The organism is Aurantiacibacter sp. KMU-128, assembly GCF_056933515.1.
In genome coordinates, this window is record NZ_JBXORT010000001.1 from 804,304 (window position 1) to 822,951 (window position 18,648).

General features: G+C 62.1%; 19 protein-coding genes. 4 read left to right on the forward strand and 15 right to left on the reverse strand.

Going from position 1 to position 18,648, the window contains the following annotated elements; genetic code table 11:
- Positions 1-13: 13 nt before the first annotated feature.
- Positions 14-454, forward strand: a complete 441-nt coding sequence (locus ACS0VV_RS04080) for a DUF1801 domain-containing protein (protein ID WP_483531453.1) — start codon at positions 14-16, stop codon at positions 452-454.
- Positions 455-460: 6 nt separating this feature from the next.
- On the opposite strand, the gene ACS0VV_RS04085 is transcribed toward ACS0VV_RS04080, so the two are convergent.
- The 11 genes from ACS0VV_RS04085 to rlmN form a co-directional block, all read right to left on the reverse strand.
- Positions 461-1,231 (reverse strand): molybdopterin-dependent oxidoreductase, encoded by a 771-nt coding sequence (locus tag ACS0VV_RS04085; protein ID WP_483531454.1) that lies wholly within the window; start codon positions 1,229-1,231, stop codon positions 461-463.
- Positions 1,228-1,950: a cytochrome b/b6 domain-containing protein gene (locus ACS0VV_RS04090; protein WP_483531455.1), complete on the reverse strand. Its 723-nt coding sequence runs from the start codon at positions 1,948-1,950 to the stop codon at positions 1,228-1,230. The genes ACS0VV_RS04085 and ACS0VV_RS04090 overlap by 4 nt, the downstream gene beginning before the upstream one ends.
- Positions 1,947-2,708 (reverse strand): SDR family oxidoreductase, encoded by a 762-nt coding sequence (locus ACS0VV_RS04095; protein ID WP_483531456.1) that lies wholly within the window; start codon positions 2,706-2,708, stop codon positions 1,947-1,949. Before ACS0VV_RS04095 ends, ACS0VV_RS04090 begins: the two co-directional genes overlap by 4 nt.
- Positions 2,709-2,861: 153 nt before the next feature.
- Complete coding sequence (locus tag ACS0VV_RS04100; RefSeq protein ID WP_483531457.1) at positions 2,862-3,614, reverse strand: hypothetical protein; 753 nt, start codon at positions 3,612-3,614, stop codon at positions 2,862-2,864.
- Positions 3,611-5,674 carry an NAD(+) synthase gene (locus ACS0VV_RS04105; RefSeq protein ID WP_483531458.1) on the reverse strand — a complete coding sequence of 688 codons (2,064 nt, stop codon included), beginning with the start codon at positions 5,672-5,674 and terminating at the stop codon, positions 3,611-3,613. The genes ACS0VV_RS04100 and ACS0VV_RS04105 overlap by 4 nt, the downstream gene beginning before the upstream one ends.
- Before the next feature lie 123 nt (positions 5,675-5,797).
- Entirely contained in the window at positions 5,798-6,277 is a 480-nt protein-coding gene (locus ACS0VV_RS04110; protein WP_483531459.1) for a glycine zipper 2TM domain-containing protein, read from the reverse strand.
- A 129-nt stretch (positions 6,278-6,406) separates the two neighbouring features.
- On the reverse strand, positions 6,407-7,000 hold the full coding sequence (locus tag ACS0VV_RS04115) for a class I SAM-dependent methyltransferase (protein ID WP_483531460.1): 594 nt from the start codon (positions 6,998-7,000) through the stop codon (positions 6,407-6,409).
- Positions 6,997-7,632, reverse strand: coding sequence for a Fic family protein (locus ACS0VV_RS04120; protein ID WP_483531461.1), 636 nt, complete (start codon positions 7,630-7,632; stop codon positions 6,997-6,999). Before ACS0VV_RS04120 ends, ACS0VV_RS04115 begins: the two co-directional genes overlap by 4 nt.
- Before the next feature lie 2 nt (positions 7,633-7,634).
- Positions 7,635-7,994 (reverse strand): hypothetical protein, encoded by a 360-nt coding sequence (locus tag ACS0VV_RS04125; protein WP_483531462.1) that lies wholly within the window; start codon positions 7,992-7,994, stop codon positions 7,635-7,637.
- 78 nt (positions 7,995-8,072) lie between these two features.
- Positions 8,073-9,032 (reverse strand): septation protein IspZ, encoded by a 960-nt coding sequence (locus ACS0VV_RS04130; protein ID WP_483531463.1) that lies wholly within the window; start codon positions 9,030-9,032, stop codon positions 8,073-8,075.
- A 77-nt stretch (positions 9,033-9,109) separates the two neighbouring features.
- The gene (rlmN, locus tag ACS0VV_RS04135) at positions 9,110-10,348 is read right to left on the reverse strand and encodes a dual-specificity RNA methyltransferase RlmN (RefSeq protein WP_483531464.1); all 1,239 of its coding nucleotides are present in this window, start codon (positions 10,346-10,348) and stop codon (positions 9,110-9,112) included.
- Between the two features lie 263 nt (positions 10,349-10,611).
- Here rlmN and ACS0VV_RS04140 point away from each other — a divergent pair, with 263 nt between their 5' ends.
- Positions 10,612-11,277 (forward strand): outer membrane protein, encoded by a 666-nt coding sequence (locus ACS0VV_RS04140; RefSeq protein WP_483531465.1) that lies wholly within the window; start codon positions 10,612-10,614, stop codon positions 11,275-11,277.
- A gap of 57 nt (positions 11,278-11,334) precedes the next feature.
- Here ACS0VV_RS04140 and ACS0VV_RS04145 read toward each other — a convergent pair whose 3' ends face one another.
- Positions 11,335-11,829, reverse strand: coding sequence for a hypothetical protein (locus ACS0VV_RS04145; protein WP_483531466.1), 495 nt, complete (start codon positions 11,827-11,829; stop codon positions 11,335-11,337).
- A gap of 192 nt (positions 11,830-12,021) precedes the next feature.
- On the opposite strand from ACS0VV_RS04145, the gene ACS0VV_RS04150 reads away from it, so the two are divergent.
- Complete coding sequence (locus ACS0VV_RS04150) at positions 12,022-12,663, forward strand: OB-fold-containig protein (RefSeq protein WP_483531467.1); 642 nt, start codon at positions 12,022-12,024, stop codon at positions 12,661-12,663.
- A gap of 75 nt (positions 12,664-12,738) precedes the next feature.
- Positions 12,739-14,448 carry a flotillin family protein gene (locus tag ACS0VV_RS04155; RefSeq protein ID WP_483533495.1) on the forward strand — a complete coding sequence of 570 codons (1,710 nt, stop codon included), beginning with the start codon at positions 12,739-12,741 and terminating at the stop codon, positions 14,446-14,448.
- A 54-nt stretch (positions 14,449-14,502) separates the two neighbouring features.
- Here the strand turns inward: ACS0VV_RS04155 and ACS0VV_RS04160 are convergent, their stop codons facing one another.
- Genes ACS0VV_RS04160 through ACS0VV_RS04170 form a run of 3 tightly spaced genes read right to left on the reverse strand, consistent with a single transcriptional unit; the run spans position 14,503 to position 18,602 of the window.
- Positions 14,503-16,143, reverse strand: coding sequence for a hypothetical protein (locus tag ACS0VV_RS04160; RefSeq protein WP_483531468.1), 1,641 nt, complete (start codon positions 16,141-16,143; stop codon positions 14,503-14,505).
- Entirely contained in the window at positions 16,143-16,628 is a 486-nt protein-coding gene (gene greB, locus ACS0VV_RS04165) for a transcription elongation factor GreB (protein ID WP_483533496.1), read from the reverse strand. Before greB ends, ACS0VV_RS04160 begins: the two co-directional genes overlap by 1 nt.
- A 30-nt stretch (positions 16,629-16,658) precedes the next feature.
- Positions 16,659-18,602, reverse strand: a complete 1,944-nt coding sequence (locus ACS0VV_RS04170; RefSeq protein WP_483531469.1) for a lytic transglycosylase domain-containing protein — start codon at positions 18,600-18,602, stop codon at positions 16,659-16,661.
- Positions 18,603-18,648 lie beyond the last annotated feature (46 nt).

An 18,648-nucleotide genomic window follows, 5' to 3' on the forward strand; every position in this document is an offset into this window, starting at 1 on the left:
TACACTCTTCCCCATGAGCGAGAACAAAACCCAGCCCACCTCCGTTGCGGTCGAGGCGTTTATCGAGGGCGTCGAGCACGCCGGAAAGCGCGAGGATGCGAAGGTGCTCGACGCGCTGTTCCGCCGCGTGACGGGGGAGGAACCGCAAATGTGGGGGCCGACCATGGTTGGCTACGGCACCTATCATTACAAATACGAAACCGGACGCGAGGGGGACTTTCTGCGCATTGGCTTTAGCCCGCGTAAGGCGAAGCATTCGCTCTACCTGATGGGCGGCTATTGCGAGGAACTCACTGCGAAGCGCAACGAGGAATTGCTGGCGAAGCTGGGCAAACATTCGCGCGGCAAGAGCTGCCTCTATATCAACAAGCTGACCGATGTGGACATGGACGTGCTGGAGGAGCTGGTGCGGGTTAACTGGGAAGCCATGGAGCGGGTGTATCCGCCCCTGTAGCGAACCCTAAATCCCCGCATACCATTGGTATCCGGCAACATCCTCCCAATAGCCGCCCTGTCCGCCATTGATGCCATCAAGGCTTGCGACCAGCTCGATCCCGGTCAGGTATTTCGGCTGCTTGTATCCCAGCTGCCGCTCCAGCCGCATCCGCAAAGGCGCGCCGTTGCGTTCGGGAAGCACCTCGCCATTGAGCATATGCGCAACAATGGTTTGCGGGTGCATCGCATCATCCATGTCGCAGCTTTCGTAATAATCCACGCGGCGGCGGTTATCGGCAGGGCCGCGCATTGTGAAATCGGCGCAGCGGAAGATGGCGAACTGCGCGCCCTCCTGCACGCCTGCCATCTCCAGAATGTGCGAGAGCTGCGGCCCCGTCCATTCGCCAATCGCGCTCCAGCCCTCGACGCAATCATGGCGTGTGACCTGCGTGCGTTGGGGCAGGGCGCGGATATCGTCGAGCGAGAGGCTGAGCGGTGTGTCCACCAATCCGCTGACCGTCAGACGCCAATCGGTAAAGCCCGCAGCCAGCGAGTCGCGATAGGCATCGCTGTCGACCGTCAAATTGCCATTGCCGCGGAAATAGGGCGAGATTGCGCTGCGATCATATTCGGGTGCCATCGGGATGCGCCCGCCGCCCAGCGCGCGGTGCAGGCCGCGATGCCAGTTCTGTGCGCCTTGGGCGATCTTGCCGAACCAGTCGGTCTTGCCGATTTCGGTGCATCCCGCGAGGAAAGCGGCACCTGCCGCGACGAGAAAATTGCGCCGTTGCATCATTCTTTCCCCCCGAAAATCATATCCCTGATCTGGTGAACCGGCCCGGCGAGCAGCACGAGCGCAAGGTGCAGTGCAAGAAATCCGCACAGCAGCCATGCGGCGATAAAGTGCAGGCTGCGCGCGCTCTGGCGACCGCCGAACAGGTCAGTCATCCACGGCCACGCGGCCTCCATGCCCGGGCTCATCACCATGCCGGTGACAATCATCAGCGGGATGAGGATCAGGATCACGCCCGCATAGGCGATCTTTTGGAGGATGTTGTACTTGCCTTCGCCGTGCTCGAAATTGAGCTTCAGATGCTCGCGGATATCGGTCCAAATATTGGCCGGGCTCCACTCCTTCGCGCGGGCGAAAATGTCGCGCTTCATATGCCCGTTGACCAGCGAGGCGATCATAAAGGCGAGCAACCCGAAGGCGAAGACGAGCGCGAACACGATATGCCAGTCGCGCGCCGCGGCGAGGTTGTAATGATCGGGGATCGTCGCCCAGCCGGGGAAACGCGGCACGTCCAGCCAGGCTTCCTCCGGTCTGAACCCGTCATTGCCCCAGTACAGGCGGCGGTGCGCGTTGGAGATATTGAGGCCGCTCATAAAGAGAATGATGATGCTGGCGGCATTGGCCCAATGCCATAGCCGCGTGGTGAGCGCGTGGCGTTTGCGCGGCTTGGCGGGCTTGGTCTGCGCCTCACCCGCGTGTTCCATTGTCAAAGTGTCACTCATTCCCCCATCCCCTCCCGTTCGAGATAGATCACGTCGCGCGGCTGGCGCAACAGATGTTGTCCGGAATCAACAGTAATGTTTTGCCCCGAAGCAAGCGGCCCCTCAGCCAGAAACAGTGCCGCATCGGCAATTTCATCCGCACCTGTTTGCCGCACCAGCAGGTTGAGCAAATGGCTGCGCCGCGCCTCTTCGGGCGTCTGGTCATGGCTCGGCAGGATGGCCCCGGGCGCGAGCGTGTAGACGCGATCATTGCCGTGGAACGCCATCGCCATCATTCGTGCGGCGATATCGGCGGCGGCCTTGCTCATCGTGTAGCTGAAAAAGTCGGGGTTGAGATTGGCAAGCTTCTGGTCGGTCACCTGCACCAGGCGCCGCCCCGCATTGCTGCATCCGTGCGCGAAATAGGCCTGCGCCATAGCAACAGGAACGGTGGCATTGATCCCCATAGCGGCTGCATTCGTTGCCTCGTCCAGTCCGGTTACAGCGTCCGGTTCAAAAATTGATGCGCAGTTGACGAGGCAGCGCCAGTCGTGGAGTTGTCCGGCCAGTTCACGCACCATGGCGCGTCCCGCCGCGACGCTCGACAGATCGGCACCGATCGTTTGTGCAGAGGGCAGACTGGCGGCCAGTGCCTCTGCCGCAGCGCCCGAGCGGTTGTAATGGATAACAACGTGCCAACCCGCCTCGGCAAACCGTTCGACGATAGCGCGGCCTACACGCTTTGCGCCGCCGGTGACGAGGACTGCTTTGCCTGACATTGCGCTACCCTACAGCGCGCTGCCGCCGGAGCAAGCCGGACTTGCGACCAGAGCGCGTCGGCAGGTTGACGAGCAAGTGCAGCAGTGCCTGAACGGGCAGGCTTCCTCGCCACGCCCGGTCACACAATAGCGGACAAGCAGCCTAAGCACATCTTAGCGCGTGTAGTTGAACCAACTCCCTTTGTAGTCGCGTTCGAAGGTCTCTCTACTGTCGCATCTGTCCCAGATCGGCGTTTGCGCAAAATAGCCGTAGCGGTCGTGCGGTTGAAGAAGCGTCCAATAGCTGTCGCGGCAGGTTTCGTAAGCGCCATTGCCGAGCGCCGCTTCGGCCTGCGCATCGGTCTCGAACATGAATGTCACACCCGCACCAAGGCGAAAAATCTTCCAGATGCCGAGTGGTGCGAGTTGCGCTTGGAGCTCGTCGATTTCGCGTTGAGGAATGGAAGAATTCGCTTCTTGGCGCGCGACGTGATCAAATGCGCTGAAGATGACGAACAGGCCATATTCAGTCATTTGCGCGGCACTCGGAACCTTGCCGGACCGGAAGGGGAGGAGCTTGCCAAGCGCACCTGTATGCGCGGAGCGGTGCCGTTCGACCGCGTCGGCGAAAAACGCGGCGATGCGCGCCTGTTTCTCTTCGTCAAACGCATGGAATTCGGGCTCGTGAAATGTGTTTTTGACCTCCTCGTGTTCGAAAACGATATCGAGCCGGTATTTCTTGCTGCGAAAACGGAAATCTGGCGGAATGGGCTTGCCCGGGCGATCAAGCCGCACTTGCAGCGGGCGTTCGACGCTGAACTCCTGTGCTATCCAGTCCGCAACCTCCGCGAAAGGCGAAACCATCTGGCGGCGGCCTTCCTTGTATTCGCGGGCTTCTTCGTATTCGGGATCGCGCGGCGTGATCATTCGCGTTCGGGCACATTCGCCCGCAATTCCTCCAGCCACACATCAGCCACCGCGTCGCTCGGCGCGCGCCAGTCTCCGCGCGGGGAGAGCGCGCCGCCCGCGCTGACTTTGGGGCCGTTGGGCAGGGCGCTGCGCTTGAACTGGCTGAAGGCGAAGAAACGCTGCACGAATTTCTCCAGCCAGCTGCGGATCGTCGCCAGATCATACTGGTTCTTGCCCGCATCGGGGAAGGCGTGCGGCCACAGGCCGGCCTCTGCATCCTTCCACGCGTGCCAGCACAGGAAAGCGATATGGCTCGGCTTTTGCCCCCAGCGGATCGTGTGGTGGAGGAAAAAGTCGTTGAGCTCATACGGCCCGATAATGCTCTCGGTGCTCTGGATCGCGCCATCGGCACCCGCGGGCACCAATTCGGGGCTGATCTCGGTGGCGAGCACGTCTTCGAGCGCAGCATCGCAGGTCGCGTCGAACTGGTTGGTGCGGGTGCACCAGCGGATGAGATACTGGATAAGCGTTTTGGGCACGCCCGAATTGACCGCATAATGGCTCATCTGGTCGCCCACGCCATAGGTGCACCAGCCGAGCGCCAGCTCTGACAGATCGCCGGTGCCGATCACAAAGCCCTTGTGATGGTTGGCGAGGCGAAAGAGGTAATCGGTGCGCAGTCCCGCCTGCACATTCTCGAAGGTCACATCATGCACCGGCTCGCCATCGGCGAAGGGGTGCTCCATGTCCTTGAGCATCTGCGTCGCAGCGGGGCGGATGTCGATTTCCTCGGCAGTGACGCCGAAGGCATCCATCAGCTTCCACGCATTGGCTTTGGTGCCATCTGACGTCGCAAAGCCGGGCATGGTGTAGGCGCGGATGGTGGTACGCGGCAGGCCGAGCATATCGCACGCCTTTGCTGCCACGATCAGCGCGTGCGTGCTGTCGAGCCCGCCAGAAATCCCGATCACCAGAGCCTTTGTGCCGGTCGCCTGCATCCGCCGCATCAGCGCATCGACCTGGATGTTGAATGCCTCGTAGCAATCCTCGTCCAGCTTTTCCTGCCGGTTGGGAACGAAGGGAAAGCGGCGGATCGCGCGCTGGAGGCCGATGTCACCTTGCGTGTAGCTATGCTCGAACCCGACAACGCGGTAGCTGTCTTCGGGACGGCCGGCATCCTCTGCCGCATCATTGAAAGTGCCCATCCGCATCCGCTCGTTACGGATACGCTGCGTGTCGATATCGGTGACGCACAGCTCCGGCTCCAGCTCGAACCGCACGCTTTCGACCATCAGATCGCCCAGCTCGTAGACCATGCCCTGGCCATCCCAGCTCAGGTCAGTCGTGCTCTCGCCGAACCCGCTGGCGGAATAGGCATAGGCGCAGACATTGCGGCTGGAGGAGGCGCGGCAGAGCATATGCCGTTCGTCCGATTTGCCGATGGTAATGTTGCTGGCCGAAAGGTTGAGCAGGATATTCGCGCCCGCCAGCGCCGCCATGGTGCCGGGCGGGGTGGGGCTCCAGAAATCCTCGCAAATCTCGATGCCGAAGGTGAATCCGGGCAGGTTCTCCGCCGCGAAGATCAGATCGACGCCGAACGGCACTTCCTCGCCAGCGACACTCAGCCACAAATTTCGGCAGGCATTGCCGCGCGCGAAATAGCGTTTCTCGTAATATTCGCGGTAATTAGGGAGGTAGCTTTTGGGCACCGCGCCGAGCACTTCGCCCTGCGCAATCACCAGTGCGCAATTATAGACCCGCCCGTTCCGCCGCAGCGGCGCGCCGACCACCAGCACGGGGGTGAGCTTTTCGCTGGCCTTGCGCAAATTCTCGATCCCCGCCTCGACCGCGTCGAGCAATGCTGCCTGCATATGCAGATCGTCGATCGCGTAGGAGGAGATGCAGAGTTCGGGAAACAGCAGCAGGTCGACGTGTCGGCTGTGCGCTGCCTCAGCCTGCTCGATAATGCCTTGCACATTATAGCTTACATCAGCGGTGCGGCTGCGCGGCGTGGCGGTGGCGACACGCACGAAACCATGCGTGTGCATATCGAAGAACGGGTGCGGTTTTGCGCTCATGCTGGCGCTCATAGCGCAGAATTCTGCGCTTTGGGTAAAATCGTGCGCGCACACACAAAAACGCCGCCGCTCCGAAGGGAAGAGAGCGACGGCGTTGTGTGGGCCGGCTAGCGGCTCAGAATGTTAGCGGCAGCGGGCATTGCCACGGTCGATTTCGCGGCCGAGCAGTCCGCCCAGCGCCGCGCCGAGGATCGTGCCGACGGTGCGGTCACGCCCGCCATCGATCTCGCGCCCGATAATCGCGCCACCGGCGGCACCGATGATGAGGCCGGTCGTGCCGTTCTCGCGTTCGCAGTAATAGCGCCCGTCGCGGCCTTCCCAGACGCGGTCGCCGCGGCGCACGCGGCGCGGTTCGTAGTAGCGGCCATGATCGTCATAAACGCGGTCGCGGCGCGCATCGCGGCGGCAGGCGCGGCGGTCGCGGCGGCGCTCGTAGCGGTCGCACGGGTCGTAGCGGTCATAGCGACGGTCGTAACCGCGATCGCCATTGCTGTGATAGCCATGCGCCGGAGCCCAGGAAGGCGGTCCGCCCTGCGCCATGGCGGGCGCAGCAGGGATCGCGAGCGTCGTAGCCGCAGCGAGTGCAAGGACAGTCTTTTTCACGGGAACAATCTCCTTTCGCTTCGATCAGCCTTTGCTGATGTAAAACGATGTATTGTTCATCTTTTTACAACCGTAGATGAATGGTTCGTTGGAAAACCGGTTCAGGGACGAGGCGTTGCGCCCGCGCGATCAGCCGAGCTTTTGCACGGTCACGGCGATCCAGTCGCGCACGGTACCGTCGGCGCCTTCGCCTTCCCAGATCTGCTCATCGACCGGCACAAATCCCGCCCCTGCATAGTATTCGCGCACCCAGTCGGCGCTGGGGAAATTGTGCAACCGCCCGAGCAAGTCGCGGCCTTCGCCCGTTCCCAGCTTGAAGCTGGCGTAATGCAGTCCGGCGGGTTTGAGCGCGCGGTAAATGCGGGCGAGGACATCGGGCAGATCGGCGCGCGGAACATGGAGCAGGCAGGCATGGGCCCACACTGCGTCATAAGCGTTGTCGGCATCGAGTTGGTCGAACCGCATATGCCTCGCGCCAAGGCTGAAGCGTTCATTGGCCTTGCGCACCATCGCCGCCACGCCGTCGGTCGCGTCCACCACAAAGCCACGCTCGATCATCCGCGCCGCATCCCGCCCGCCGCCGCAGCCGAGCTCAAGAATCTGCGCGCCGGGCGCAAGGCGGTCGAGAAACAGATCGAGATCGCGGGAAGGCGCTTGCCCGAAGCTGAGCGTGTAATGCGGCGCGGATTTCTCGTAGAAGGCGATTGTCGCGAGGTCGCTCATTCCGTTTCCGCGGCTTTCCGGAAGGCATCGCGGAAAACCGCATAGGTTGGCTGCCAATTGCCCAGCATCGCCTCAGCCGCAGCCAGCTCGTAAGCTTGACCCGGTCGCGGCCGCACCGGCAGAAATTCGCGCAGTCCATAGCGTAGGCCGATGAATTGCGCGATCATCCGCGCCGTCCGCCCATTGCCGTTAACGAATGGATGAATGCGGACCCATTCGGCGTGGAGATAGGCCGCAAGGCGCAAGACGTTTTCAAAGTCGGCATCGCTTTGCGGGCCATCTGCGCCAAACCGTCGATCCAGTTCGGCCATATACTCGGCAGCGCTTTCGAAGAATTCCGCCAGTTGCGCGGGGACATCTTCGAAATGGACTCCCGGCAAGTGGCCAACGCCCACATTCACGCACAAATCGCCATTCTGCCCGCGAAATCGTCCGCGCCAAACGATGCCCTCGAGGAAGGCACGGTCTTCCGGGCGGTCGGCTTCGAGGCCATTCATCAGGAGGCTGTGCCATTCACACAGCTGTTCGGCTGTCAGCGCGGCCTTGCTTCGTGCTGCGGCCGCCATTGCCTCACCGGCTGCCGCGATATTGGCGTCGAGCGTCGGGTTCTTGCGATCCCAGCTATCGGTCACGATCAGCCGCCGACAAACAGATCATCGGCCGTGATGCGCGGCGGTTTTGCAGGACGCTCTTTACTGTTGTGCAGCATCCGGCCATCTGCCGGATCGGTCTCGATGGCCTGTTCATTGGCGATGAAGGCGGCGATGGCCTTTGTCCCTTCGGGATCATTGTCCCGCGCCGCCCGGGCCAGATCGGCGAGCCCTTCGGCTTCGCGCTCCACTTCGGCCAATGCGGTGGCGAGATAGCGGTCGAGCGCTTCGGCCATCAGCTTGCTGATCGGGCGCTTAAGGATTTTACTGAGCAGCCTCAGACGCTGATCGACTTCTGGAGCGACCCGCATGGTGCGCGCGACATTTTCGTCGGTAGTTGACAAGTGCTGCTCCTTTCGTCCTGGTAAAACTTGATACCAAAATATCCTTATAGTGTCAAATTTGAGAAAAAGAGCTCAACTCTATCGCTTGCCCGCCACTTCTTCCAACCGATATCTCGGCGCATTCTCTCGCAACAGCTCTCCCCGCGCATATTTGAACACCAGCAGGATCAGCGCCATCCCGAGCACAAAATCGGCGAATGTGGTGTAGAACAGCCAAAAATCGGTCGACGTGAAGAGGGCGACGATAAGGTTTGTCGCTGCCATAAATACGCCCATTACGCCCATGCCGATCCCCAGCCTTGCCGCGTCGATATCGGTGTAGGGCAGGTAGCGCATCAGCCGCTTGGCGAGGCGTTTGCCGCCCATCAAGCCGTCGCCGAAAAACAGCGCCGCGGTCAGCAGGCCGAGTGCGGTGGTGCGGTATTTCACCGCCTCGTCGCTTTGGAACAGCAGCGCCAGCCCTGCCGAAATCAGCATCATCACAATCCCGAACATCGCAAGGCCGCCAAGCAGGTCGACTTTGGTCAGGCGCTGCGCGACCAGCAGGACAATTCCGACGCCCGCACCGACCAGCGCCGCCGTGGTCAGATCGGTCAGCTTGGCGATGGCGAAGAACAGCAGCCCGGTTCCGATATCGACGCCGAGCGGGATTTTGTTGCGCTGCCACACATCCGGATCGTAATTGAGTGGCTGCCCGTCTTTTCCCACGCCCTCGCGCATCCCTTCCTTCATCACCGACCCGATCGACTGCCCTTTCATGGCAACCGTCGCTTCACGATATTTCTCCGGGTAAGCGATTTGCCGGCCGGGGTGGCTCTCATGGACAAGCTCGCCCTTGTGGCGCACCGCAATACCGACATTGTAGAGGCTGATATAGCCCGCCTCTATTTCCAGTCGCGTGCCGTCTGGCAGCGTGTGAACCAGCCTGTGATTGCGGACCGCATCGGCGCCCGAAACAGGCGTTTCGTCGCTTGCCACGATTTCGCCATCGACCAGAAGTTGCGATGCAAGGCCAGTGGTGCGCGAACGGATAAGCACGCGGCCTTTGTGTGCGCCGACAGCAAATTTGCGCCTGTATCGCCAGAGTGTCGTGCCGCTGCTCATCGCCAGCGCTTTCAGCCAGCAGCCTCTGCCGCTTCCCGATCCCTCTCCGCACGACTCTTCTTCTCGGCAGCCGTCTTCAGCTGCCCGCACGCCGCATCAATGTCGCGCCCGCGCGGAGTGCGCACTGGTGCGCTGATGCCGCCTTCAAACACGATGTTGGAGAAGGCCTTGATCCGTTCGGGCGTCGAGCATTCATAGGCTGCGCCCGGCCACGGGTTGAAGGGGATCAGATTGACCTTGGCCGGCAGTTTGTAGGTCTTCAGCAGCCGGACGAGCTCGTGCGCATGCTCGTCGCTGTCATTCTTGTCCTTCAGCATGACATATTCGAAGGTGATGCGGCGGGCGTTGGAGGCACCCGGGTAATCCGCGCAGGCCTGCAGCAGCTCTTCAATTCCGTATTTCCGGTTGAGCGGGACGATCTCGTCGCGAATATCCTTGGTCACCGCGTGCAGGCTGACCGCGAGGTTCACTCCGATTTCCTCGCCGCAGCGATCCATCATCGGCACCACGCCGCTGGTCGAAAGCGTGATACGGCGCTTGGAGAGGGCGAGCCCGTCGCCATCCATCACCAGTTGCAGCGCGCCTTTGACATTGTCGAAATTATACAGCGGCTCACCCATGCCCATCATCACGATATTGGTGAGCAGGCGACCATCCGAGGTGTAGTGGCCTTCATCCTCCGCGTCGTCGAGCCCTGCCATGCTGCCCTTGGGCCATTCGCCCAGCGCATCGCGGGCGAGCATAACCTGGCCGACAATCTCGCCGGGCGTCAGATTGCGCACCAGCCGCATCGTGCCGGTGTGGCAGAAGGTGCAATTGAGCGTGCAACCCACTTGGGAAGACACACACAGCGTCCCGCGATCCGCATCGGGGATGAACACCATCTCGAAATCATGGCCGTCGGCGGTGCGGAGCAGCCATTTGCGCGTGCCATCGGTCGAATGCTGCGCCTCGACCACTTCGGGTCGCCCGATGACGAAGCGTTCGGCGAGCCATGGGCGCATGGTCTTGGCGATATCGGTCATCGCTGCGAAATCGGTGACACCGCGATGGTAGAGCCAGTGGAACACCTGTTTCGAGCGCAGCTTGGCCTGCCGCGCGTCGAGCCCCGCTTCCTCGAAAAGCTCCGCAATCCGTGCCTTGGGCAGACCGATCAGATCGACACGGCCATCGGCGCGCGGCGTGATGTCACGCGCGACAGGAACCGGGTCAATTTGCCCGGGAATGCTCATCAATGTCGTATTGGTCATGGGAGCCGGGCCTATAAAGCGAAAACTTGGCTTTGCCTAGCGCGTGCGACCGGACAAGAACCAATCGGTTCGTCGCATTTCTGAACCAGACCGGGGCAACTCGTCGCGCAAGAAAGTCATCTCATCGTGTAATATTGTTGTTTTCAGGCAACAGGCGCCTCGTAGTGTTCTGTTCATGAAACCAAACGTGGACGTGAACCATTAGTGAGGTCCTACGCACACAAATGTGCACCAAACAAATGGAATACATTATGAAAAAGACAATGACCCTTCTCCTCCTATCGGCCGCTGGCGTTGCCGTGGCGAGTCCGGCCATCGCGCAGGAAAACCTGTTTACAGGTCCGCGCGTCGAAGTGATCACCGGCTACAGCATCACCGAAGCTGGCAGCTCGATCGACAACGAGCGCAATGAAGATCTCGACCAGTCGATCGAAGGCTTCATGTATGGCCTAGGCGTAGGCTATGATGTCGCTGTCGGTGACAGCATTGTGTTGGGTCTTGAAGCCGAACTGACCGATTCTACCGCAAGCAGTGAAAGCGCCGATGCGCCGGTCGGCTTCAACCTCGCCTTCGAAGACGGTCGTGACATCTATGCTGGTGGCCGCATCGGTTTCCGTGCCGGTGACAACGCGCTGATTTATGCGCGTGGCGGCTATACCAATGCGCGCTACGATCTCTCGGCAACCGACGGTGTCATCACCGAAGAAACCGCGATCGACTTCGACGGCTGGCGCGCCGGTGCAGGCGTGGAATATGCGCTTTCGAACAACATGTTCATCAAAGGCGAGTACCGCTATTCGAATTACACCGACGGCGAGTTCGACTTTGAAGACGACGCCTTCCTCGATGCAGAAACCGGCGAAAGCCCGCGTTTCGAGACCGACCTTGATCGTCACCAGGTTGTGATCGGTCTTGGCATCCGCTTCTAAGCCGCAAACATATTGAGCAAACGGGCCCGGGGGAGCGATCCTCCGGCCCTTTTTGTATCAGCGATTGGCGCAGCCTACGGTCGCCGCGTCGATGGCGGTTGCTGCGCCGTCGAGGCTGTAGCGGTCGGTGAAGCGGCGTCCGCGCGTGTCGGTGGCGCTAACGCTCAGGCTGCCGGCAGAGCGCATGGCGGCGACAACGCGCGCATCGGCGGCGGCATTTTCGGCCCAGCCATTATTTGCGCTGCCGGTCAGCGCAAACCGCTGCCCGCTGATCGCAAGCTGCATCCGCGGATCGCTGGCGAGCTGGCGGCTCAGGCGGAAATGCACTTGCTGGCGGACATTCTGACGCGGCCATGTGCCGATGGTGGCGAAGGCACCGCCGCCGCCTTCTGCCTCGGCGATGGCGTAGCAGCGCGGCACGTCGCTGTCGCGGAACGCACCCCAATCGCCGAAAACGCCCAGACTCTCGCGGTCTACGCCATGCGCCAGCAAGGGAGCAGCAAGGCTCAGGGCGAGTGTGCAAGCGAGGGCAAGGGCAATCCGGCGAAGCATACCTTCTATATAGGCGCATGATCGCGCAGCTGGGAATCCCCAAAATCGGACAGGATTCGCCACCCCAACGTCCGGTTTTTCTGGAAAAATTCCGACCCTTTCCCTATATTATCCGGAACGGAGGGGGTTCTCCTAGAAAACCCGCAAAATGAAAGGCGCCCTTGGCCCCAATCCCAAGCGGCGAATGGAGAGATGAGCCTGTTTGCCGCTTACAACTTGCCCTTTGCCATTGCGCTGGGGGCTATGCTTTTGCTCGCCCTGTTGCAGGTGATCGGCCTTGGCGATCTCGATATTGGCGGCGATGTCGATCTGGATGCGGACGGCGCGATTGCCGATCCTACGAGCGCGAGCCTTGGCGGCGCGCTGACCACGCTGCTCGGGCTTGGCAAAGTGCCTCTGTTCGTTTGGGTAATGGTGCTGCTTGCCAGCTTTGGCATGATCGGGCTGGGGGTGCAGGCCTTTGCCGCTGATCTCACCGGATCGCCGCTATACAGCTGGCTGGCCGCGCTGATTGCGGGCGGGGCCGCCGTACCTGCGACTTCGGTGATCGTGCGGCCGCTCGGGCGGATTATGCCGCAGGATGAAACCACCGCAGTGGGGCTGGACAGCCTCGTGGGCAAGCGTGGCGTGATTACCGATGGAAGCGCGGCCAAGGGCTCGCCAGCGCGGGCGAAAGTGCGCGACCGGTTCGGCCATGCGCATTATGTCATGGTGGAGCCGCATGAGGATGGCAGTGTCATCCCCGCAGGCGACCAGGTGCTGCTCGTTCGCCGCGAGGGGCAGGTGTTTTTCGGGGTGCCGCTGGCTGATCGCAAGCTGGCCCCGATCGAATAGGCGCGCGTGTAGCGCGAATACGGATGTGAATAAGGAGACGACATGGAATATCTGCTAGACTTTGGCCTTATCGGGATGGCGGTCGTCGCGATCCTGGTCATCGCCTTCCTCACCTTCCTCGTTAAGCTTTACCGCCGCGCTTCGAAGGAAATTGCCTTTGTTCGTACCGGTATGGGCGGGGAAAAGGTCGTGATGAACGGCGGCGCTCTGGTGCTGCCCGTCCTCCACGAAACCATGCCCGTCAACATGAACACGCTGGTGCTGCCGGTGGTGCGCCGCGATGCGGAAGCGCTGATCACGCTCGACCGGTTGCGGATTGACGTGAAGGCGGAATTCTATGTCCGGGTGAAGCCCGATGCCGAAGCTATTGCAATGGCGGCACAAACCCTGGGCCAGCGCACCATGCAGCCCGAGGCTTTGAAGGATCTGGTTGAAGGCAAATTCGTCGATGCGCTGCGCTCGGTCGCGGCGGGCATGACCATGAACGAGCTGCACGAACAGCGGGCTGACTTTGTGCAGAAGGTGCAACAGGTCTCCTCCAACGATCTCGCGATGAACGGGCTGGAACTCGAATCGGTCTCGCTCACCGGGCTCGACCAGACGAGCATCGAGCACTTCAATGCCAACAACGCCTTCGACGCCGAGGGTCTCACCAAGTTGACCGAGCAGATCGAAGCGCGCAAAAAGCTGCGCAACGATATCGAGCAGGATACGCGCGTGCAGATGGAAACGAAGAATCTGGAGGCCGATCAGGCGAGCTTCCAGATCAAGCGCGATCAGGAATATGCGCGGCTGGAGCAGGAGCGCGAGGTGGAAATCCGCCGCGCCGCGCAAATGGCCGAGATCGCGAGCCAGCAGGCCGAGCGTCAGCGCGAAGCAGATGCTGCGCGGATCGAAGCCAAGAAGCTGGTCGATGCGCAACAGATCGAGGCCGACCGGCTGGTGGAAGAAGCGCGCATTGATCAGGTGCGCGCGCTTGAAATCGCGCGGCAGGAACAGCAGATCGCGGTGCAGAACAAGAGCCGCGAGGAAAGTCAGGCCAAGGCGATCGCCGACGAGGCGCGTGCCAAGGCGGTCGAAGCCGAGGAACGGGTCGCAACCGCGCGCGAAAGCGAGATTGCCGAGCGGCAAAAGAAGATCGAACTGATCGAGGCCGCCAAGATCGCCGAGCGCGATGCGATCAAGATCAAGGTCGAGGCCGAAGCCGAGAAGGATGCGGCGACCAACCGCGCCGCCGCGGTGAAGTTCGAAGCACAGGGTGAAGCCGATGCCGAGAAGTTGCGTGCCGAAGCCGCGCGCGTCCGCTTCGAAGTCGAAGCTGCCGGTCAGCGTGCGGTGAACGAGGCGGCGAATATCCTTTCGATGGAGCAGATCAGCCTGCAAACCAAGCTGGCGCTCTTGAAAGTGCTGCCCGAAGTTATCCGCGAGAGCGCGAAGCCGATGGAAGCGATTGATTCCATCAAGATCGTGCAGGTCGATGGACTCACCCAGCGTACCGGCGCGGCCGGAAGCTCGGGTGGCGCGGGCGGCGGCTCGGGAAACCTCGCCAATGACGCGGTAGCAGCCGCGCTCGCCTACCGCGCGCAGGCTCCGGTGCTCGACGGGCTGATGAAAGAGCTTGGCCTCACCGGCGCGTCGCTCGGCGAGCTGGTCGAAGGCGCCGCAAAGGTGAACGAGGATGCCGGTTTCGACCTCGCGCGCGAGATCAGCGATGCCGAAGAAACGCCTGGCCTCCTGACGCCGGACAGCGACAAGAAAAAGCCCAAGGCGAAAGGTGCCGAATAACACCTAACCCCTTCGCCACACGAAAACCCCCGGTTTGCGCCGGGGGTTTTTGTATCAGCGGAAGGCGGGAAGGTTGGGCAATCCGGTAATGGCGGGTTGTGTCGCGGGATCGGGCAGGTCGCCGGGGCAGGGCACGTCGATCGGGTCGCCATACTCCCGCCCGAAGGCAATAGTGCCACGCGCCGCGCAAATCGCCTGCAATTCCGCGTAATCCTCAGCCGTTATCGCCGTCACGGGAGAGCCTCCCAGCGTCGCGATGACCGGATTGCCCGCGAGCAGTCCGCACCCTTCTGGTGTGTCGAGCCGGTAAGTGGTGCTGCCCGAATAGAAGCCGTAGCCTTCGCCCGGCCCCAACCCTGTGCATTGGCTACGAATAAGGAACATCAACGCAGTGCGCGCGCGCAGCGGCGGGCTGCTCGCCTCCGACACCTCCACGCCCAAACGCGCGAGTTCGGCATCGACGACCGCCCACCGCTCAGGCCCGCTGGTGGCAAGGATCGCGGCGAGGGCAGGTTGATCGAGCAGACCGGCATTGCCGGACGTCGCTACCCAATCCGCCAGCGTATATTCGCCGGTATTATCGTTTACCGCATTGCTTACGGTCTCCCGCCACATCTCCACGACGTTGGGGCCGGGTTCTCCTTCACCCTGGTACAGTTCGACGAGCAAATGCAGCAGCGGACCGCAGCTGTAGCGAAGATTGGAGGGGATGAAGGACAGATCGTTGAGCGCAACCTCGTTATCCGATCCGAGCGCTGTGCGACAGCGATCCAGCCAGCTTCCGAACGTGCTTTGAAGCTGCGCGCGATCGCTCCACCCCAGCCGCCATGATGCCAGCGTGGCAATATACTCGGCCCCGCCTTCGTGCAGCCACATCGGGGTGCCTTGCGCGAAGCGTGCGACGCCGCCGTTCCAGAAATGCACCCCTTCGTGGAGGATAAGGGAGCGGGTTGTGGCGAGTGCGCGCCGCGATGTCGGATCGGGTGCCGTGCCCATAAAGCGCAAGCCGATCATCGCATCGCTAGTCACGTCCCCGGTGGAAAAGCTGCGATCCGAGGCGATAATGCTGGTGGCGACAAAGGGCGGGTGGTCGGGCGGCATTCCAAATGTATCGGTGAGCACGCCGATGGAATGTTCGACCATTTCGCGGATTTCCGCCTCGAACGCTTCATCGCCATTGCCGTCGAACACGAAGCGGACACCGCCCTGTTCCACCACCATGCTTTCAGGGCCGAGGAAGAGATAGCCTTGCGGAAGCGGCGCATCGGGCCAGCGCGTCCATCCGTCAGGCATTCCTGCCAGCATTAGCGACACGTCCCAAGCGGCGAGGTCGGGATAGACGGTTTGCGCGTAGAGCAGCCGCCCTTCGCCGATGCGGTAGAAGGGGGGATATTTGGCGTCGCGCTCGGTCAAATCCTCAATCAGACGGAACTCCACGCGGTCGAACGGGGCTTCGCCTGTAATGGCGTTCTCGGCATAGGCAAGGCCGGGCGTTTCGAGCCGCAAGGCATCATCGCGCAGCACATCGGCGGGGTCGAAGTCGAGACGCTCCACCGCGTGTTCCAGCGTGATGGTCACGTGCAAATCCTCACCCGCGGGCGTGATGGTCACTTGCGCGGAGGGCAAGTCGGCAAATTGTGCGAAGGCGGAAGCGGGGAGGAGCAGCGCCAGCAGGGCGAGAAGGAGTAAGCGCATCAATCCTCCGGATAGGTTATCGCCATCACTTCCCATTCTTTTGAGCCACTTGGAAGCCTTACCTTACGCACATCCCCGGTTTCCGCGCCGCGCAGGGCCTTCGCCATCGGGCTCGACCAGCCGATGAGGCCGCGCCCCGCATCCTGTTCGTGATCGCCCACCAGCGTCACCTGACGCTCCTCGTCATCCTCGTCCGCAATGGTGACGGTCGCGCCGAAGAAGACGCGGGACTTGTCCGGCTGCTGCGCCGGATCGACGACCTTGGCGTGCTTCATCACCTTGGCGAGGAAGGACAGCTCGCGGTCAATCTCCCGCATCCGCTTGCGGCCATAAAGGTAATCGCCGTTCTCCGACCGGTCGCCATTCCCCGCCGCCCAGCTGACGATCTCGACGATCTCGGGCCGTTCGGTGCCGAGCAAATGGTCATAGCGCGCCTTCAATGCGGCGAGGCCAGCGGGGGTGATGGGGTTGGTTTTGTCGGACATCATCGCTCTAGGCTCGCTTTGACGCGAACCTCACCGCAAAAAGTCGCTCACCAATCGGCTCCGCCCCATGCTCGCATTTTCCGGATAGAGCTGTTCGTAGACCACGGCGTTCTCCACCACGCGGTGGACGTAGTTCTTCGTTTCGAAGAAACCGATTTCCTCGATCCAGCGCAGCCAGTCGCCGGTCACGCGCGGGTCGCCGTTTTCGCGCAGCCAGCGGTTTACGTTCCCCGGCCCGGCATTATAGGCGGCGATGGCGAGCGGGTAGCTGCCGTCATATTGCGCGATCAGCCGCTCGATATGGTTGCTGCCCAGCCGCATTGAGTACTCAGGATCATTGAGCAGGCGGCTTGGCGAATAGGACATATTCGCGCGGCGCGATTCCTCCTGCGCGGTGGCGGGCATGAACTGCATCAGCCCGCGCGCGCCAGCATGGCTGATGGCGTTTTCGGCAAACTGGCTTTCCTGCCGCGCGATGGCGTGGATCATCGTCCAGTTGGTGCCGGGAGGCGTCTGCAAGGTGGGGAAACCGATGCGGGTAAACCCGGCATGGCCGTCCGCTGCCGCCGCATCGGCGAGGTTCACCGCCAGATCGCGCCGCCCGATATCGCGGGCGAGTTCGGCCACGAGCAGATGCTCGCCCACCGTTTCCGCCTGATCGGATATCGCGCGGTAGAAGCGGATGCCGGTCGCCCATTCGGTATCGCGCGCCACTTCGGCGGTCGCCTGCGTAATCGGGGCGGATTGGAAAGCGCGGCGTTCCTCCTCGGTCGGTGCGCCCGCAGGGGCAGCGACATAGGGCTGGATCGGGCGGCCCAGCCGCTCCAGCGCCATCAGCCCATAGAAACGATCGGTATATTGCGCGGCCATTTCGTAATGGCGGTTCGCCTCGGCAGTCATGCCCGCCTGCCGGTAAGCCTCACCGGCCCAAAAGAAGCCTTTGCTCCGCGTCTGGCTCGTGCGCGCCGCTGCCCCGTACTGGTAGAACAGCGGAGCCGCCGCCGCACCGTCGCCCAGATGCCAGAGCGCATTGGTGCCGCCCAGCCACATCAGCGAGGTGTAATCGTCGCGCAGCTGGAAGCTCATGCCGGAAATGTCTTCGCCCGGAGCAAACGCTTGCGGTGCGCGCTGCGCCACGCGCACGCTGTCCTGCCGGTTGGCGACGCGGGCGACGCTGAGCAATTCCTCGATCCAAAGCTCGCGGTCAAAGGGGAGGGCGGCGAGTTCGGGTGCGGTGATGTGCATCCGCACCGCGCTGCCGGGAGAACCTTCCAGCCGGAATTCGCGGCTGCGATTGTAGAGATAGCCCGGATCGCTCATCGCGCCCGGTGCTGCGGTCGCTCCGTCACCGCCCTGCAGAATGGCGAGACGCGCTTCGAAGACGGGCACCCGATCGGGCGATACGCGCGCCATCTGCCGTGCCGCGCCATCGGGCTCGCGCTGCCACAGGAGCGCGTCCATCCGCGCGTCATTGTCCGCCTGCGTAAAGCTGCTGCCGAAATTGGCGAAGATCGAGGCTTCGGCGGTCGGGCTCATTTCGCCGCCGCGCCATGCCTCCAGCGCCCAGCGCCGCGCCTGTTCGCGGTCGGTGCCCATCAGTGCGAGCGCATAATGCGCCTTGGCGTAGTTGGTCACCGGATCGACTTCGGCAAAGAACGCCATCAGCAAGCCGGGATCGACAAATTCCTCGCGCAGCCGCCGCTCGGCACGCGCGCGCAGCGTGGTTTCGTCAGGAAAACCGGGGTTTTCGATAATAAAGTTCGCATAAGACGTGAACGGCAATTGCGCCTGCCGGTCTTCCCACAGACGTTCCCACCGCGCGATCTGCGGCGCCATCGGTCCCGGCCCCTCAGCGCGCAGGCTGGCGCGGTTTTCGTCCCATACGCGGGCATCTTGCGCTTGCGCGGTGAAAGGGGTGGCGAGGGCGGCCAAAGCGGCGGCGGAAAGCAGAGATTTACGAACCATGCTGGACATTGTGTGCGGGCGCTCCTTATCAGGCGCTGAATGGATTATGTTGCCG